Genomic DNA, 13958 nt, shown 5'->3' on the forward strand with positions numbered 1-13958 from the left:
CGCGCGCTGGAAGCCACCCCTCCACACCCCGATCACGCCAGGGTGTCGTGCAGGATCTTGTCGAGGAAGGCGTCCAGGTTGACCGTGGTCCTGGCGACGCGTTCGGCCACGCTCAGCGACTCGAACCGGACGCCCAGCTCGGTCTCCTTGCGTCCCCGGACGTACAGGGAGCAGGCCAGGTCGGCGCACATGTAGGCGCCCACCGTGTTGCCCTGCCGCCCCGCCGCGCCGACCCGGGCCGCGGTGAACAGCGCGACGCCGGTCCCGGCGTGCGGGGTCACGCAGACCGAGCAGAGCGTGCTCTTGGTGAAGCTCCTGCGCACCTCCTGGCCGAGCCGCAGCGCGACGCCGACCGGCGCGCCGCCGCGTTCGGCCACCAGGTACGCCCGCTCGGGCGCCCCGGATCGCGCCAGCCCAGGAAGTCGAGGTCGGGCCAGGGCAGCTCGGTCAGCCCGCGCGGGACGGCGAGCCGGCGGGCCTCACCCTTGGAGCAGTTGACGAAGGACGAGCGGATCTCGTTCTCGGTGACGGGGTTCATGACGTGCCTGCTTTCGAGGACGGGAGGAACAGGGCGGGCAGGAGGCAGAGCGCGACGGCGGCCAGCGTGACCCAGAAGGCGGGCCGGTAGCCGCCGTGCTGGAGCAGCACGGCCACGCAGGCGGTGCCGGCCGCCGCGCCGACCTGCTGGCCGATGGCGTTGGCGGTGGTCGCGGCGGGCACCTTGGCCGGCGGCAGCGAGTGGTAGAGGGTGATCATGGTGGGTGAGACCGCGAGCGCGGCCCCCACCCCGCGGACGAACAGCGCCACCGGCAGCAGCGCCGTGCCCGCGCCGGGATCGGCCAGCGCGAACGGCAGCGTCCCGGCCGCCAGCAGGACCAGGCCCGTGACGACGATCCGGCGCGGGTTGCCGTTCAGGTCGATCAGCCGGCCGGCCGCCAGCACCGCGACGAGCATGCCGAGCCCCTGCGGCGCGAGCACCAGCCCGGCGCCGAGCGCTCCCGACCCCTCGGCCGTCTGGACGAACAGCGGGACCAGGAACACCGCGGCGAACAGGGAGAAGTTGGCCAGGAAGGCCAGCGCGGCGGAGGCGGCGAAGGCCCGGTCGCGGAACAGGCCGGGCTCGACGATCCGCGGCCCGGAGGTGCGGGCGGCCCGCCACAGGCAGGCGGCCAGCAGCAGCGCGCCGGCGGCCGCGGTCAGCGCGGCTACGGGCTCACCGGCCCCGCTCAGCCCGTGCAGCAGCAGGGTCAGGCCGCCGCTCACGCCGAGCAGGCCGGCCACGTCGAGGCGTTCGCCCGGGCCTTCGGACCGGGCGGTGCGCACGTACAGAGCCGACAGGACGACCCCGGCCGCCACGAACGGGACGTTGACCAGGAACACCCACCGCCACGACAGCGTCTCCAGCAGCACGCCGCCGACGACCGGCCCGAGGACGGGCGCGAACACGGCGGGCACGGCCATCAGCGCCATCATCCGGCCGAGCCGCTCGCGCCCGGCCACCTCGACGACGATGATCCGGCTGAGCGGGAAGAGCATGCCCGCCCCGGCCCCCTGCACGACGCGGAAGGCGATGAGGCTGCCGAGCGACCAGGCCGACCCGCACAGGATCGAGCCGGCCAGGAACACGGCGAGCGAGACGGTCCAGGCCGTCCCGGCGCCGAACCGCTGGGCCGCCCACCCCGTTGCGGGGATGACCGCGGCCAGGGCGAGCAGGTAGGCCGTCGTCACCCATTGGGTGGCCGCCAGGTCGGCGGAGAAGGCGCGGGCCAGGGTGTGCGTGGCGACGCCGACCACCGTGCCGTCGAGCAGGGCGGTGAAGGCGCCGAGGGTGAGCACCCCGGCGACCGTCAGCAGCCGCCGGTCGAGGCCGGGCCGCGTCGCGGTCGTTCCGGTCATGGGGAAACCTGCCAATGTCTCAGTGCGCTGTCGAGCGCGTCGATGATCGCGTCCCACGAGCTGCGGACGTCGCGGGACGCCTGGAAGCCGCCGCGGGCCTCCAGGTTGGTGAAGCCGTGGAAGGTGCTGCGCAGCAGCCGGATGGCGTCGGTGTGGGCCGGCTCGGGCAGCCCGTACGCGGCCACGACCGCGTTGGTGGTGGTGAAGATGCGCTGGACGTCGGCGCACCCGGCGACGATCTCGGGGTCGAGCCGGAGCTGGGTGGCCTCGTACAGGCCCGGGTGGGCGAGCGCGAAGTCGCGGTAGGCGGCGGCGAAGGCCGCCAGCGCGTCCTTGCCCGCCTTGCCGGCCACCGCCGCGGTCAGGGCGTCGGCCTGGATGCGGGCGGCACGCAGCGCCACCCGGACGCGCAGGTCCTGGAGGTTCCTGACGTGGGAGTAGAGGCTGGCGTCCGCGACGCCGAAGCGGCGCGCCAGGGCCGAGACCGTCAGATTGTCGAACCCGGCCTCGTCGGCCAGCTCCCCGGCCGCCTCCGTCACGCGGTCCGCCGTCAGACCGGCCCGAGCCATCATGATCCACCTCCGCAGCAGGAAACCTAACCTTCCTAGGTTTTATCCTAGGAGTCCTAGGTTTCGCAAATCAGGAAAACTTGGGATCAGGTTGGAACGTGGCTGGAGCAGCCGTTCGTAACGTGGCGGACATGAGAGTGCTCGTCGATCTGAACCGCTGCCTGAGCTACGGCCAGTGCGTGTTCGCGGCGCCGGCGGTCTTCCGGTTCCACGGCGCCGAGTCCCTCGAGTACGACTACGCCCCGGCCGACGCGCTGCGCGAGCAGGTGCGCGAGGCCGCCGCGGCCTGCCCGGTGCAGGCGATCACCTGCTCGCCGGACGACCATGCGTAGCGCGGTGATCGTCGGCGCCTCGCTGGCCGGCCTGCGGGCCGCCGAGACGCTGCGCGCCGAGGGCTTCACCGGGGAGCTGACCCTGATCGGCGACGAGCCGTACGAGCCCTACGACCGGCCGCCGCTGTCCAAGCAGGTGCTGGCCGGACGCGCCTCGCCCGCGCACACCGCGCTCGTCACGGCGCGGGACCTGCGGGCGCGCTGGCTGCTCGGCGAGCCCGCCACCGGACTGGACCTGCGCACCCGCCAGGTACGCCTGGCCGGCGGGCGCGAGATCGGCTTCGACCGGGTGCTGATCGCCACCGGCACCCGGGCGCGCCCCTGGCCAGAGCCCGCCGAGGCGGCCCTGACCGGCGTGTTCACCCTGCGCGGACGCGACGACGCGGCGAGCCTGAGGGCCGCGCTCGCCGCCGGGCCGGGCCGGGTGCTGGTCATCGGCGGCGGGTTCACCGGCTCGGAGATCGCCTCCGTGTGCCGTGAGATGGGCCTGCCCGTGACGGTCGCCGAACGCGGCCCGGCTCCGCTGGCCGGCGCCCTGGGCACGGCGGCCGGCAGCGTGGCCGCCCGGCTGCACCGCGAGCACGGCGTGGACCTGCGGGTGAACACCACGGTGATGGCGCTGGAGGGCGACGCGGAGGGCCGGTTGCGCGCGGCGCACCTGTCCGACGGCGACGTCCTGCCGGTCGAGGTCGCGGTGGTGGCGCTCGGGGCCGTCCGCAACACCGAATGGCTGGACGGGGCGGGCCTGGCGGCCGACGCGCGCGGGGTGGTGTGCGACGCCGCCTGCCGGGCCTTCGACGCCGACGCGATCGTCACCTCCGACGTGTTCGTGGCCGGCGACGTGGCGCGCTGGCCGCACCCGCACTACGACGGCCTGCTGCTGGCCGTGGAGCACTGGGACAACGCGGTGCGCCAGGCGGCCACCGCCGCGCACAACATGGTCGCCGACCGGCCGCGCCCGCACCGGGGGCTGCCGGCGTTCTGGTCCTACCAGTTCGGCGTCAGCATCAAGTCCGTCGGGCTGCCGACGATCGCCGACGAGGTGGTGGTCACGCAGGGCTCGGTGGCCGAGCGCCGCTTCGTGGCCTGTTTCGGCCGCCAGGGCCGGTGCGTGGCGGCGGTCGCGGTGGACGCCCCGCGCTCGCTGTCCGCCTACGCCGGCCTCATCGAGGCGGCCGCGCCCTTCCCGCCCGACCTTCGGGCCGCCGACGGGCCGCGCACGCTGCTCCCGGTGCCCGCCGGCCTGGCCGTGGACGGCCAGTCCACGCACAGCCCGACGGCCGCGGTGACCGGGCAGGGCCCGACCGCGCGCGAGGTGCCGCGCGAGCGCGACCCCCGCTCGCCGCTGACCGCGCCGCCGCTGGAATGAGAGCCGGAGGACGACCATGGCCCACCAGGTGACGCAAAGCCTGTTCGCGCAGGTCCTGGACGAGGCGAGCCGCCCGGACCCGTACCCGCTGTACGCCCGGCTGCGCGAGACGCCCGTCTCCCGCCAGGGGGACGACCTGTACGCGGTGAGCACGTACGCCGAGATCGTCTCGCTGCTGCACGACCCGCGGATCAGCTCCGACGAGCGCAAGAGCAGGAGCGGCTCCGGCTCGTTCGGCGCCTCCGGCAGGCTGATGGCCGCACAGAACGCCCAGGACGGCCAGGAGTCCCGCAAACCGGCGTTCATCTTCCTCGACCCGCCCGACCACGACCGGCTGCGGCGGATCGTCATGCGGCACTTCACCCCGGAGCGCGTCAACCGGCTCGGCGAGCACGTGGTGTCACTGGTGGCCGAACTGCTCGACCGGCGCGCCGGCCACGACTCCATGGACGTGGTGGACGACCTGGCCTACCCGCTGCCGGTCACGGTGATCTGCGACCTGCTCGGCGTGCCCAAGGAGGACGAGCCGCGCTTCCACGGCTGGGCCTCGGCGCTGGCCCGCACGCTGGACCCGCCCGAGGGGCTGTCGGCCGAGGAGGTGCGGCAGGCCGAGACCGCCGCGCCGGAGCTGCGCGCGTACCTGGTGCAACTGGCCGGCGAGCGGCACGCCCGCCCGTCGGACGACCTGCTGTCGGCGCTGCTCACCGACGGCGAGGCCGAGCGCACCGACGGCGAGGCCGAGCGCATGGACGCCCCGGAGATCATCGCGACGATGGCCCTGCTGCTCATCGCCGGCCACGAGACCACCGTCAACCTGATCACCAACGGCATGCTGACGTTCCTGCGCAACCCGGAGGCGCTGGCGCGGCTGCGCGCCGACCCCGGGCTGATCGTGCCGGCCGTCGAGGAGGTGCTGCGCTACGACCCGCCGGTGCAGTTCCGCACCCGCACGACGCTGGCCGACATCGAGATCGCCGGGGTCACCGTCCCGCAGGGCGCCGACGTGGCGCTGCTGCTGGCCTCGGGCAGCCGTGACCCGGCCCGCTTCCCCGGCGCCGACCGCTTCGACCCGGCGCGGCGGGACAACCAGCATCTGGGGTTCGGCGGGGGCGTGCACTACTGCGTGGGGGCGCCGCTGGCCCGGATCGAGGCGCGGGTCGCGCTGGGCGCGCTGGTGAGCAGGCTGGTCGGGCCGGAACTGGCCGCCGGCCGGCCGCCGTACCGGCACAGCGCGTCGCTGCGCGGGCCCGCGCACCTGGTGGTCGGCTTCGACCGCCTGCTCTGACACCCGGCTCGTTCTGACGCCCGCCCGCTCCAGCGCCCGCCCGCTCTAATGGCCGTCGAGGATGCGGGCCAGGGCGTCCAGGGTGTCCTGCCGGGTTCCCGGGGGCGGCGAGACGCGTAGCACCGGCTCCCGCAGGTCGAGCGGGGCGCGGGCGACCGGCGCGACGCCCACCAGCAGGCCCGCCCCGGCCGCCGCGGCGGCCGTCCTGGCGGGGTCCGCGCCGTCGGGCGGGCGCAGGGTGACGATGGCCGTCGGCTCGTCGTACGGCTCCACCACCCGCCAGCCGCCCCTGCCGTCGAGCGTGCGCCGGGCCGCCGCGCCCAGCTCGGCGAGGTGGGCGCGGACCGCGTCCGGCCCCAGCGCGTGGTGCTCCAGGACGGCGACGCCGAGGCCGATCCGCGCCGCGACCGCCGACTCGGCGCTCTCGTAACGCGCGGCGCCGGGCAGCGGCCCGCTGCGCGCCGGGTCCTCCAGCCAGACGTGGCCGCCGAGCGCGGGGGCCGCCGCGTCCATGTCCTCGGTGAGGCCGGGCACGATCAGGAAGCCGACGCCGCGCGGCCCGGCCAGCCACTTGCGGGAGGTGCCGACGTAGGCGGTGGCCCGCGCGCCGGTGACGTCCAGGTGGCCGAGCGACTGGCACACGTCCAGGACCAGGGGCACGCCGGCCTCCCGGCACAGGCGGCCGATCTCCGCGACCGGCTGCGCGGTGCCCCGGTGGGAGGGCAGGTGCGGCAGGGTGACCAGGTCCAGGCCGCGGCGCAGGGCGGCGGACAGGGCGTCGAGGTCGAGGCGGGCGTCGTCGGCGGCGGGCAGCTCGGCGAGGGTCCAGCCGCGTTCGGCGGCCAGGCGGCGCAGCAGCATGAGCGTGCTGCCGTACTCCGAGCGGGTGAAGCCGACCCGGGCGCCCGGCGGCAGCCGCCAGCCGCCGAGCAGCGCCGCCATCGCGGCCGTGCCGCTCTCCAGGAAGGCGACGTCGGCCGCGTCCGCGCCGGTCAGGGCGGCCAGCGCGGCCCTGGGCGCGGTCAGTCCCGGCACGGCGGCGTACCCGCCGAGCTCGCGTTCGCGCCGCAGGTGCTCGACCGTCGCGGCCAGCGTCCGGTCGCTGGGCACGTTGCAGCCGGCCGCGTCCAGGTGGCCGGGCGGCGCGGCCGAGCGGGCGGCCCGCCAGCGTGCGGCGATCACGCCCCGGCCAGCAGCAGCCCGAAGTCGCCGGCGGGGTCGGTCCACGACCGCAGGACGGTGAACCCCGCCGCGGCCAGCTCCTCCCCCAGCGGCTCCAGCCGGAACTTGGCGCTGATCTCCGTCCGCATCTCCTCGCCCGCGGCGAAGTCCACGGTCAGGCCGAGCGCGCCGACCCGCACCCGCATGTCCCGGGTGGCCCGCAGCCGCATCTCGATCCACTCGTTGCGCTGGTCGTACAGGGCGACGTGCTCGAACGCCGCCGGCTCGAACCCGGCCGCCAGCTCCCGGTTCACCACGCGCAGGACGTTCCGGTTGAACGCGGCCGTCACCCCGGCGGCGTCGTCGTAGGCCGCGACCAGCCGCCCGGTGTCCTTCACCAGGTCGGCGCCGAGCAGGAACGTGTCGCCGGGCCGCAGGGTGGCGCGCACCTCCTTCAGGAACAGCTCGCGGCCGGCCGGTTCGAGGTTGCCGATCGTGCCGCCGAGGAAGGCCACCATGCGCCTGCCCGAGCGCGGCAGCAGCCGCAGGTGCCGCTCGAAGTCGGCGCACACCGGCCGCACCTCCAGCCCGGGGTGGCGGCCGCCCAGCCGGCGCGCGGCCGCCTCCAGGGTGACGGCGTCCACGTCCACCGGCGTGTAGGCGCGCAGCGTGCCCGCCGCGGTGAGCGCGTCCAGCAGGATCACGGTCTTCTCGCTCGTGCCCGAGCCCAGCTCGACCAGCGTGTCGGCGCCGCTCGCGGCGGCGATCTCGGCCGCCCGCGCGCGCAGGATCGTCAGCTCGCGGCGGGTCGGGTAGTACTCGGGCAACCGGGTGATGCGCGAGAACAGGTCGCTGCCCGCCTCGTCGTAGAACCACTTGGGCGGCAGCCACTTGGGCGTGGCCGTCAACCCGGTCCTGACGTCGTGTTCGAGCGCCTGGCGCAGGTAGCCGGGGTCAAGATGGTTGATCACATGGACGGTCGGCTGGGTGACGGGCACGAGATCCTCCTGAAAATGTCACAACGGCTGGACGCGTACGTCGTCCGGCGTGGCGGTGAGCAGGCTGCGGTCGGGCGCCGCCTGCCAGCCGGGCCGGTCGTCGAGCGGCTCGCTGGCCACGTACACGCCGTCCCGGTCGGCGCGGAAGAAGAGGGTGTCGCCCCAGACGGTCGCGGCGAGCGCCGTGCCGTCGCAGGCGAGCAGGTTCAGGCGGGCGGCGGGGTCCTTCTCCCCCGCGCGCACGACGACGTCGGCCAGCGCCGCGGCCAGGCCGAGACCGGCGCTGCCGCGGGCGAACACGGCGGCGGCCAGCCAGGCCGAGTCGCAGGGGCTCTCGGGCAGGTCGTCGGCCAGGTCCATGACCGCGTCGCGCTCGACCCGGCCGTTGTGGCTGAGCAGCCAGCCGCCCCCGGCGAACGGCGCGGTGGCGCTCTCCTCCACCGGCATCCCGGTCGTGGCGCACCGCACGGCCGCGATCAGGCAGCCGGAGCGGGCGATCTCGGCGAGCGCGGGCAGGTTGGCGTCGGCCCAGATGGGGATGGCGCGGCGGTAGCGCACCGGCTCCGGCCTGGCCGGGTCGTACCAGGCCATGCCGTAGCCGTCGGCGTTGACCGTGCCGTGGCGCTGCCGCCGGGGCGCGTACGACTGGGCGAGCAGGCCGTGCGCCGGCTCGTGGATCAGCGTGGTCAGCGGGCGCGGGGCGCCCAGCCAGGCGGCGTGCCGGCACATCTAGGCCCGCTCGGCGTCGCGGGCGCAGCGGAAGCCGGTGAAGATCTGCCGCCGGACCGGGTAGTCCCAGTTGCGGAACGTGGTGCGCACCGCCGCCGGGTCGGCCGCCCACGAGCCGCCGCGCAGCACCCGGTACTCCTGCCCGAAGAAGACCTCGCTGTACTCCTTGTACGGGAAGCTGCGGAACCCGGGATAAGGCTGGAACCACGACCCGGTCCACTCCCACACGTCGCCGACCATCTGCTCGGCCCCGTACGCGCTCGCCCCGGCGGGGTAGGCGCCCAGCGGGGCCGGCCGGGCCGCCCGGTGACCGAGGTTGGCCAGGTCGGGACGGGGGTCCTCGTCGCCCCACGGGTACTTGCGGGCCCGTCCAGCGTCCGGGTCCCAGCCGCACGCCTTCTCCCACTCGGCCTCGGTGGGCAGCCGCCGGCCCGCCCAGCGGGCGTAGGCGTCGGCCTCGTACCAGCTCACGTGCTGGACCGGCTCGTCCATCGGGACGGGCTCGGCGCGGCCGAAGCGGGTGCGCCACCACGCGTCGCCCTCGCGGGTCCAGAACAGCGGCGCGGTGGCGCCGCTCTCCTGCCGCCAGCGCCAGCCGTCCGGATGCCACCAGCGCGGGTCGTCGTAGCCGCCGGACTCGACGAACGCGGCGTAGGCGGCGTTGCCGACGGGCAGCCGGTCGATCCAGTAGGCGGGCAGGTCCACCCGGTGGGCGGGGCGCTCGTTGTCGTAGGCCCAGGGCAGGGTGCCGGTGCCCATCTGGAAGGGACCGGCGGGGACGTACACCTCGGCGGGGCCGGTGGCACGGCCCGGCGGCAGGTCGCCGTCGCGGACCAGGCCGGGCTGCCGGGACAGCTGCCAGGTGGCCAGCATCGTCTCGTCGTGCTGGTGCTCGTGCTGGATGACCAGGCCGAACACGAACCCGTCGCGGTGCAGCGGCGCGGCGGCCTCCAGGTCGATCGCGTCCAGCACGTCGAGCACCCGGCCGCGCACGCCGCCGATGTACTTCCTGGCCTCGGCCGGGCCGAGGATCGGCAGGGTGGGACGGTCCTTGCGGGGGTGCTTGAAGGCGTCGTAGATGTCGTCGATCTCGGGGCGCAGCGGCGTGATGCCGGCGGCCTCGCGCAGCACCCACAGCTCCTCGTAGTTGCCGACGTGCGCGAGGTCCCACACCAGCGGCGACATCAGCGGGGAGTGCTGGCGCAGCAGGAGGTCGTCCTCGGCCTCGGTGTAGGTCAGCGAACGGTCGCGCACCGCGGTCAGCTCGGCGGCGATGCGTTCCTTGATGTCGTTCATGCCCGTCCTTCTCCGCTCAGCCAGGCCGGCAGGCGCCGTACCGGGTCCGTCATCAGGTCCATCAGGTCGGCCGCCGGGGAGCGGCCCGCGCTCACGTACCGGGCGGCGAAGCCGGACACGCCGTCGACCAGATCGGCGGGCGCGCCGAGCCGGGGCAGCGCCTCGACGGCGGCGCGGAAGGCCGCCTCGGCGGCGCGGGCGAGCCGCGGGTCGGTCAGGCCGCACCTGGCGGCCACCTCGGCCAGGCCCGCGACGGACTCGGCGGCCGACAGGGCGGCGTCGGCGGCGCGGTCGTCGGTGATCAGCGCGTGGGTGACGGCGACGCACACCGGCCACTCGTCCGGGTGCTGGGCGTCGAGGTAGCGGATCTCCAGCCAGCCGCGCGGCCGGACCGGCGGGAACAGCGTGGTGGCGTGGTAGGCCAGGTCGTCGGGGGTCGGCGGGCGCTCGCCCGCGCCGTCGAGCCAGTCGCGGAAGGTCGAGCCGTCGCCGACCGCGCGGTAGCGGCGCTCGTCCTCGCGGACGAGCATGAGCCGGGCGTCGAGCAGGTACGCCGCCCAGGCCGCCGCCGGGTCGCCGGAGCCGTCGACGGGCGCGGTGCGGGTCGGGTCGAGGTTCTCCCAGACGGCCTGGCGGCCCGACATCCAGCCGCAGGGACGTCCGCGGCTCAGCGGCGAGTTGCTGAAGGCCGCGATCAGGACGGGCCCGAGCAGCCTGGCGCGCTCCCACCGGACCGCCGGCCGCTCCCCCAGGTCCACGTTGACCTGGACGGACGCGGTCGAGCACATCATCAGCGGCCCGTACGGGCGGCCCAGGAACTCGGCCATGGCGTCGTAGCGCGGCTGGCGGAGCTGCCGCCGGGCCGGGCGCAGCGGGTCGAGCCCCACGCCGCCCAGCACCAGCCCGGCCCGCCCGAGCGCCGCGCGTACGGCGGCCACGTCGGCGGCCAGCCGTCCGATGGCCTCGGCGGGCGGCCCGGCCGGGCCCGACAGCTCGATCTGGCCGCCCGGCTCGTACGTCACCCGGCTCCCGCCGGCCAGCACCGGGACGACCCGCTTCACCCGGTCCATCGGCACCTGCCGCGCCGGGTCCGCCCGGTCGAAGATCAGGAACTCCAGCTCGGCCCCCACCCGGTCGCCCGGGGCGGGGGCGAAACACCGGCGTGCGAACTCCTCCACCTCCGGCACGCCCCGGAGCGGCTCGCCGGCCGCTCCCGAGGCGCCGGACCCGCCGGCCGCCGGGCCGGTCATCGCGTGGCGCATGTGCTTACAGACCCGCGAGACCCGCCAGCGTTACACGGAAATCTGATGATCTGCCGAGATTTGCCCTTTTTGCAGCTCTTGGTGCTAAAAAGGGGCCGTCAGCCCCGGTGGCGGCGGGCTCTGAAGGCGGACATCAGGCGGTCGCGCGTGCCGTCGGACAACGTGCGCTCCGGCGGGAGCTCGCGCAGGGCCCGGACGGTCTCGCGGAACTGGTCGAGCTGCCGCGCACAGTCGGCGCAGGCCGCCGCGTGCGCCTCGAACCCCTCGCGTTCGGGCCGGTCAAGAGCGCCGTCAAGGTAGGCGGTGATGAGTTCTACCAGCTCGTCGCACGTGAACCGCTTCACGACGTTGACCGCCTCACCTCTGAACGTTGAACCGTTTAACCTATTCTGACCGCTTCACGGACTGGTAGTAGCCTTCGAGCCGGTCGCGGACCGTGGCCCTTGCCCGGTGCAGGAGCACCCGTTGGTTGGCGGCCGAGATCTCCAGGATCTCGCAAACCTCCTCGGACGTGCATCCCTCCAGGTCACGCAGGGTGATGACGATCCGCTGCCGGGGCGGCAGCCCGGCCAGCGCCGCACCGATGAGACCGCGCGCCTCCGAGGCGAGCACCGCGCCCTCCGGCGTCGGGCCGTCCACCTTCTGTGCCGGCTCGGCGGGCGGCTCGAACGCGCTCCACGGCAGCGTGCGGCTCTCGCGCAGGCCGCGTTTCTTGGCGGTGTTGACCAGGATGCGGTAGACCCACGTCTTGACCGAGGAGCGTCCCTCGAAGGCGTCGATGGCGCCGATCACCGCCAGCCACGTGTCCTGCACGACCTCCTCGGCCGAGTCGTCGGTGGACACGTAGGACCTGGCCGCCCGCAACATCCCCCGCGACCAGGTGTCGAGGAGCGCGGCGAACATCGACTCGTCCCCGGCCCGCAGCGCCGCGACGACGACGTCGTCCGGGGGCAGCCCACCGCCCGCGAAAGGCCCCACGATCGTTTCCTCCCGGTCGAGCGTCGGGGACATCATGACATCGGGCCGCGCGTCGTCCACGCCCGGCCTGCCGCCGGGCCCGTGCGGGACGTCATGCTCCAGGCTAGCCCTCGCCCCCTCGCACCTGAAGATCGCACACCGGTCCACGCCCGCACGTCGTACGGCGGCACCGATGGGGAACCTTCCCCGACGGAGGCCGTCCAGCCGCGCGAGACCGGGATCGCCGCAGGTCAGTCGCGGTCGTAGTGGCAGACGGCCTCCAGCATGACGCCGTGCGGGTCGAGCCAGAACGCGGCGTGGTAGGGCGGCGGGTACTCGGGGAACTCCCTGGGCTCGTGCAGCACCTCCGAGCCGAGCTCCACCGCCCGCGCGTGCGCCTCGGCGACCGCGGACCGGCTGCGCAGCGAGAACGCCAGGTGCTGGAGCCCGGTGCGGTGCCGCGAGTAGTCCCCGGCCTCCTGCGCGGGGTAGAGGAACAGGTACGTGCCCGGCTTGTCGTTCGCCGGCATGTAGCCGATCTCCTCCTCGCTGCTGAAGAACTCCTTGAAACCGAGGTACGGCAGCAGGGCGTCGTAGTATTCCTTGGCCGCCCGCATGTCGGGGACGTTGATGCCGATATGACCGATCATGCAGGGAGTATCGCGGCCCCCGGCGGGCGACGGCAACGTGTCGGTCGCGGCTGTTACGGTCGCGGGCATGGGAAGAGGAGTGCCGCCGTCCGGTGGCGAGAAGGAGAGCCTGCACGCCAGCCTCGACCGGCACCGCGACGTCATCGTGTGGAAGCTCCAGGGGCTGGGCGAGGAGCAGGTCAGGCGGCCGATGACACCGTCCGGCACGTCGCTGCTCGGCATCGTCAAACACCTGGCCGCCGTCGAGTACGGCTGGTTCTGCTCCACGTTCGGCCGCGAGGCCGAGCCGCTGTGGTTCGCCCCTGAGGACGACTTCGCGATCGGCGAGCAGGAGACCGCCGAGCAGATCGTCGCCTTCTACGGCCGGGCCCGCGCCGCCGCCGACAAGGCGATCTCCGACCTCCCCCTCGACGAGCCCGGCACCTCGTGGGCGGGCCGCCGGGTGACCCTGCGCTGGGTGCTCATCCACATGATCGAGGACACCGTGCGGCACGCGGGCCACATGGACATCCTGCGCGAGCTGATCGACGGCGCCACCGGCGACCACCCCCGCTGATCGCCTTCCGCTCCCGTCAGAGGGTGGTGGGCAGCACCGGGCGGCCGCGCACGCCGGGGTCGGCCGCGAACAGGGCGCCCGCCTCGGGCTGCTCCCGGGCGTCCACCCCGAGCCTCGACGTGGTGACGTACAGCCGGTCGAGGCCGGGGCCGCCGAACGTGACCGCGGTGACCTTGCCGACCGGCAGCTCCACCACGGCGTCGAGCCGCCCGCCGGGGGTGTACCGGTGCACGGCGAACCCCTGCCAGAGCGCCACCCACACCCCGCCCTCGGCGTCGACCGTCAGCCCGTCGGGCGCGCCCTGAGCGGGGTCGATCGTCACGAACGGCCTGCGCCCGGTGAGCCCGCCCGCCGGGTCGTGGTCGAGGACGTCCACCCGGCCGGTGGCGGTGTCGGCGTAGTAGGCCAGGCCGCCGTCGGGGCTGAAGTCGAGGCCGTTGGAGACGGTGACGCCGCTGAGCACCGGGCTGAGCGCGCCGTCCGGCCCGGCCACGTAGAGGGAGCCGGCTCCGGGGGTCTCGTCGTAGGGCATGCTGCCGATGTAGAAGCGGCCCTCGGGGTCGCAGCCGCCGTCGTTCATGCGCACGCCGGGGTCGCTCCACGCCTGGCCGAGCGGGCGCAGCGGCGCGTCGAGGTCGTCGGAGTCGGCCAGCAGCAGCTCGCGTTCGCCGGCGACCACGTAACCGCCGGTCACGCGCGGGCGCAGGGCCGCGGCGACCGGGCCGACGTGCCGCCGCCGCACGCCGCCGGAGTCGTCGAGGGCGAGCACGTCGCCGGCCAGCATGTCCACCCACCGCAGCCCGCCCCAGCGGGCGCACCACACGGGCCCCTCGCCGTGCTCGGCCACCGGCCCGGTCACGGGGTACGCCTGCACGCTCATACCGCCCTCCTCGGCCCG

The 13958-nt window shown here is 75.0% G+C and carries 15 protein-coding genes and 1 pseudogene; 4 read left to right on the plus strand and 12 right to left on the minus strand.

What is annotated here, in order from left to right; genetic code table 11:
• Positions 1-32: 32 nt before the first annotated feature.
• The 3 genes and pseudogenes from AB0J46_RS36410 to AB0J46_RS36420 all read right to left on the minus strand — a co-directional run bounded on the left by AB0J46_RS36410 (position 33) and on the right by AB0J46_RS36420 (position 2465).
• A pseudogene (locus tag AB0J46_RS36410) lies at positions 33-538 on the minus strand (FBP domain-containing protein).
• A complete protein-coding gene (locus AB0J46_RS36415; RefSeq protein ID WP_364338649.1) occupies positions 535-1896 on the minus strand; it encodes a DHA2 family efflux MFS transporter permease subunit in 1362 nt (453 codons plus the stop codon). Before AB0J46_RS36415 ends, AB0J46_RS36410 begins: the two are co-directional and overlap by 4 nt.
• Positions 1893-2465 carry a TetR/AcrR family transcriptional regulator gene (locus AB0J46_RS36420; protein ID WP_352327684.1) on the minus strand — a complete coding sequence of 191 codons (573 nt, stop codon included), beginning with the start codon at positions 2463-2465 and terminating at the stop codon, positions 1893-1895. The genes AB0J46_RS36415 and AB0J46_RS36420 overlap by 4 nt, the downstream gene beginning before the upstream one ends.
• A 131-nt stretch (positions 2466-2596) precedes the next feature.
• Between AB0J46_RS36420 and AB0J46_RS36425 the strand changes: the two genes are divergently transcribed.
• From AB0J46_RS36425 to AB0J46_RS36435, 3 genes are read left to right on the plus strand one after another with little or no spacing between them, the layout of a single operon-like run.
• The gene (locus AB0J46_RS36425) at positions 2597-2797 is read left to right on the plus strand and encodes a ferredoxin (protein WP_352355003.1); all 201 of its coding nucleotides are present in this window, start codon (positions 2597-2599) and stop codon (positions 2795-2797) included.
• Complete coding sequence (locus tag AB0J46_RS36430) at positions 2790-4166, plus strand: FAD-dependent oxidoreductase (RefSeq protein WP_364338650.1); 1377 nt, start codon at positions 2790-2792, stop codon at positions 4164-4166. Before AB0J46_RS36425 ends, AB0J46_RS36430 begins: the two co-directional genes overlap by 8 nt.
• 16 nt (positions 4167-4182) lie before the next feature.
• On the plus strand, positions 4183-5451 hold the full coding sequence (locus tag AB0J46_RS36435) for a cytochrome P450 (protein ID WP_364338651.1): 1269 nt from the start codon (positions 4183-4185) through the stop codon (positions 5449-5451).
• Between the two features lie 45 nt (positions 5452-5496).
• Here AB0J46_RS36435 and egtE read toward each other — a convergent pair whose 3' ends face one another.
• From egtE to AB0J46_RS36475, 8 genes are all read right to left on the minus strand, one after another.
• Positions 5497-6633 (minus strand): ergothioneine biosynthesis PLP-dependent enzyme EgtE, encoded by a 1137-nt coding sequence (gene egtE / locus AB0J46_RS36440; protein ID WP_364338652.1) that lies wholly within the window; start codon positions 6631-6633, stop codon positions 5497-5499.
• On the minus strand, positions 6630-7610 hold the full coding sequence (gene egtD, locus AB0J46_RS36445; RefSeq protein ID WP_364338653.1) for an L-histidine N(alpha)-methyltransferase: 981 nt from the start codon (positions 7608-7610) through the stop codon (positions 6630-6632). The genes egtE and egtD overlap by 4 nt, the downstream gene beginning before the upstream one ends.
• Positions 7611-7628: 18 nt before the next feature.
• Entirely contained in the window at positions 7629-8339 is a 711-nt protein-coding gene (gene egtC / locus AB0J46_RS36450; RefSeq protein ID WP_364338654.1) for an ergothioneine biosynthesis protein EgtC, read from the minus strand.
• Positions 8340-9635, minus strand: a complete 1296-nt coding sequence (egtB, locus tag AB0J46_RS36455; RefSeq protein ID WP_364338655.1) for an ergothioneine biosynthesis protein EgtB — start codon at positions 9633-9635, stop codon at positions 8340-8342.
• The gene (gene egtA / locus AB0J46_RS36460; RefSeq protein WP_364338656.1) at positions 9632-10897 is read right to left on the minus strand and encodes an ergothioneine biosynthesis glutamate--cysteine ligase EgtA; all 1266 of its coding nucleotides are present in this window, start codon (positions 10895-10897) and stop codon (positions 9632-9634) included. The genes egtB and egtA overlap by 4 nt, the downstream gene beginning before the upstream one ends.
• Positions 10898-10995: 98 nt before the next feature.
• Positions 10996-11241 (minus strand): zf-HC2 domain-containing protein, encoded by a 246-nt coding sequence (locus AB0J46_RS36465; RefSeq protein WP_364338657.1) that lies wholly within the window; start codon positions 11239-11241, stop codon positions 10996-10998.
• Positions 11242-11281: 40 nt separating this feature from the next.
• Positions 11282-11875 carry a sigma-70 family RNA polymerase sigma factor gene (locus tag AB0J46_RS36470; RefSeq protein ID WP_364338658.1) on the minus strand — a complete coding sequence of 198 codons (594 nt, stop codon included), beginning with the start codon at positions 11873-11875 and terminating at the stop codon, positions 11282-11284.
• A 230-nt stretch (positions 11876-12105) separates the two neighbouring features.
• A complete protein-coding gene (locus tag AB0J46_RS36475; RefSeq protein WP_364338659.1) occupies positions 12106-12504 on the minus strand; it encodes a VOC family protein in 399 nt (132 codons plus the stop codon).
• 67 nt (positions 12505-12571) lie between these two features.
• On the opposite strand from AB0J46_RS36475, the gene AB0J46_RS36480 reads away from it, so the two are divergent.
• Positions 12572-13060, plus strand: a complete 489-nt coding sequence (locus AB0J46_RS36480; RefSeq protein ID WP_364338660.1) for a DinB family protein — start codon at positions 12572-12574, stop codon at positions 13058-13060.
• Positions 13061-13076: 16 nt separating this feature from the next.
• Here the strand turns inward: AB0J46_RS36480 and AB0J46_RS36485 are convergent, their stop codons facing one another.
• Complete coding sequence (locus tag AB0J46_RS36485) at positions 13077-13940, minus strand: SMP-30/gluconolactonase/LRE family protein (protein ID WP_364338661.1); 864 nt, start codon at positions 13938-13940, stop codon at positions 13077-13079.
• Positions 13941-13958 lie beyond the last annotated feature (18 nt).

The organism is Nonomuraea sp. NPDC049758, assembly GCF_040674635.1.
Classification (GTDB): Bacteria; Actinomycetota; Actinomycetes; order Streptosporangiales; family Streptosporangiaceae; genus Nonomuraea.

What these genes read in the sequence shown, in the direction of transcription:
- AB0J46_RS36430 (WP_364338650.1), top strand. Translation starts at nt 2,790, where the DNA reads ATGCGTAGCGCGGTGATCGTCGGCGCCTCGCTGGCCGGCCTGCGGGCC.
- egtC (WP_364338654.1), bottom strand. Translation starts at nt 8,339, where the DNA reads ATGTGCCGGCACGCCGCCTGGCTGGGCGCCCCGCGCCCGCTGACCACG.
- AB0J46_RS36485 (WP_364338661.1), bottom strand. Translation starts at nt 13,940, where the DNA reads ATGAGCGTGCAGGCGTACCCCGTGACCGGGCCGGTGGCCGAGCACGGC.
- egtB (WP_364338655.1), bottom strand. Translation starts at nt 9,635, where the DNA reads ATGAACGACATCAAGGAACGCATCGCCGCCGAGCTGACCGCGGTGCGC.
- AB0J46_RS36480 (WP_364338660.1), top strand. Translation starts at nt 12,572, where the DNA reads ATGGGAAGAGGAGTGCCGCCGTCCGGTGGCGAGAAGGAGAGCCTGCAC.
- AB0J46_RS36415 (WP_364338649.1), bottom strand. Translation starts at nt 1,896, where the DNA reads ATGACCGGAACGACCGCGACGCGGCCCGGCCTCGACCGGCGGCTGCTG.
- AB0J46_RS36475 (WP_364338659.1), bottom strand. Translation starts at nt 12,504, where the DNA reads ATGATCGGTCATATCGGCATCAACGTCCCCGACATGCGGGCGGCCAAG.
- AB0J46_RS36420 (WP_352327684.1), bottom strand. Translation starts at nt 2,465, where the DNA reads ATGGCTCGGGCCGGTCTGACGGCGGACCGCGTGACGGAGGCGGCCGGG.
- egtA (WP_364338656.1), bottom strand. Translation starts at nt 10,897, where the DNA reads ATGCGCCACGCGATGACCGGCCCGGCGGCCGGCGGGTCCGGCGCCTCG.
- AB0J46_RS36435 (WP_364338651.1), top strand. Translation starts at nt 4,183, where the DNA reads ATGGCCCACCAGGTGACGCAAAGCCTGTTCGCGCAGGTCCTGGACGAG.
- AB0J46_RS36425 (WP_352355003.1), top strand. Translation starts at nt 2,597, where the DNA reads ATGAGAGTGCTCGTCGATCTGAACCGCTGCCTGAGCTACGGCCAGTGC.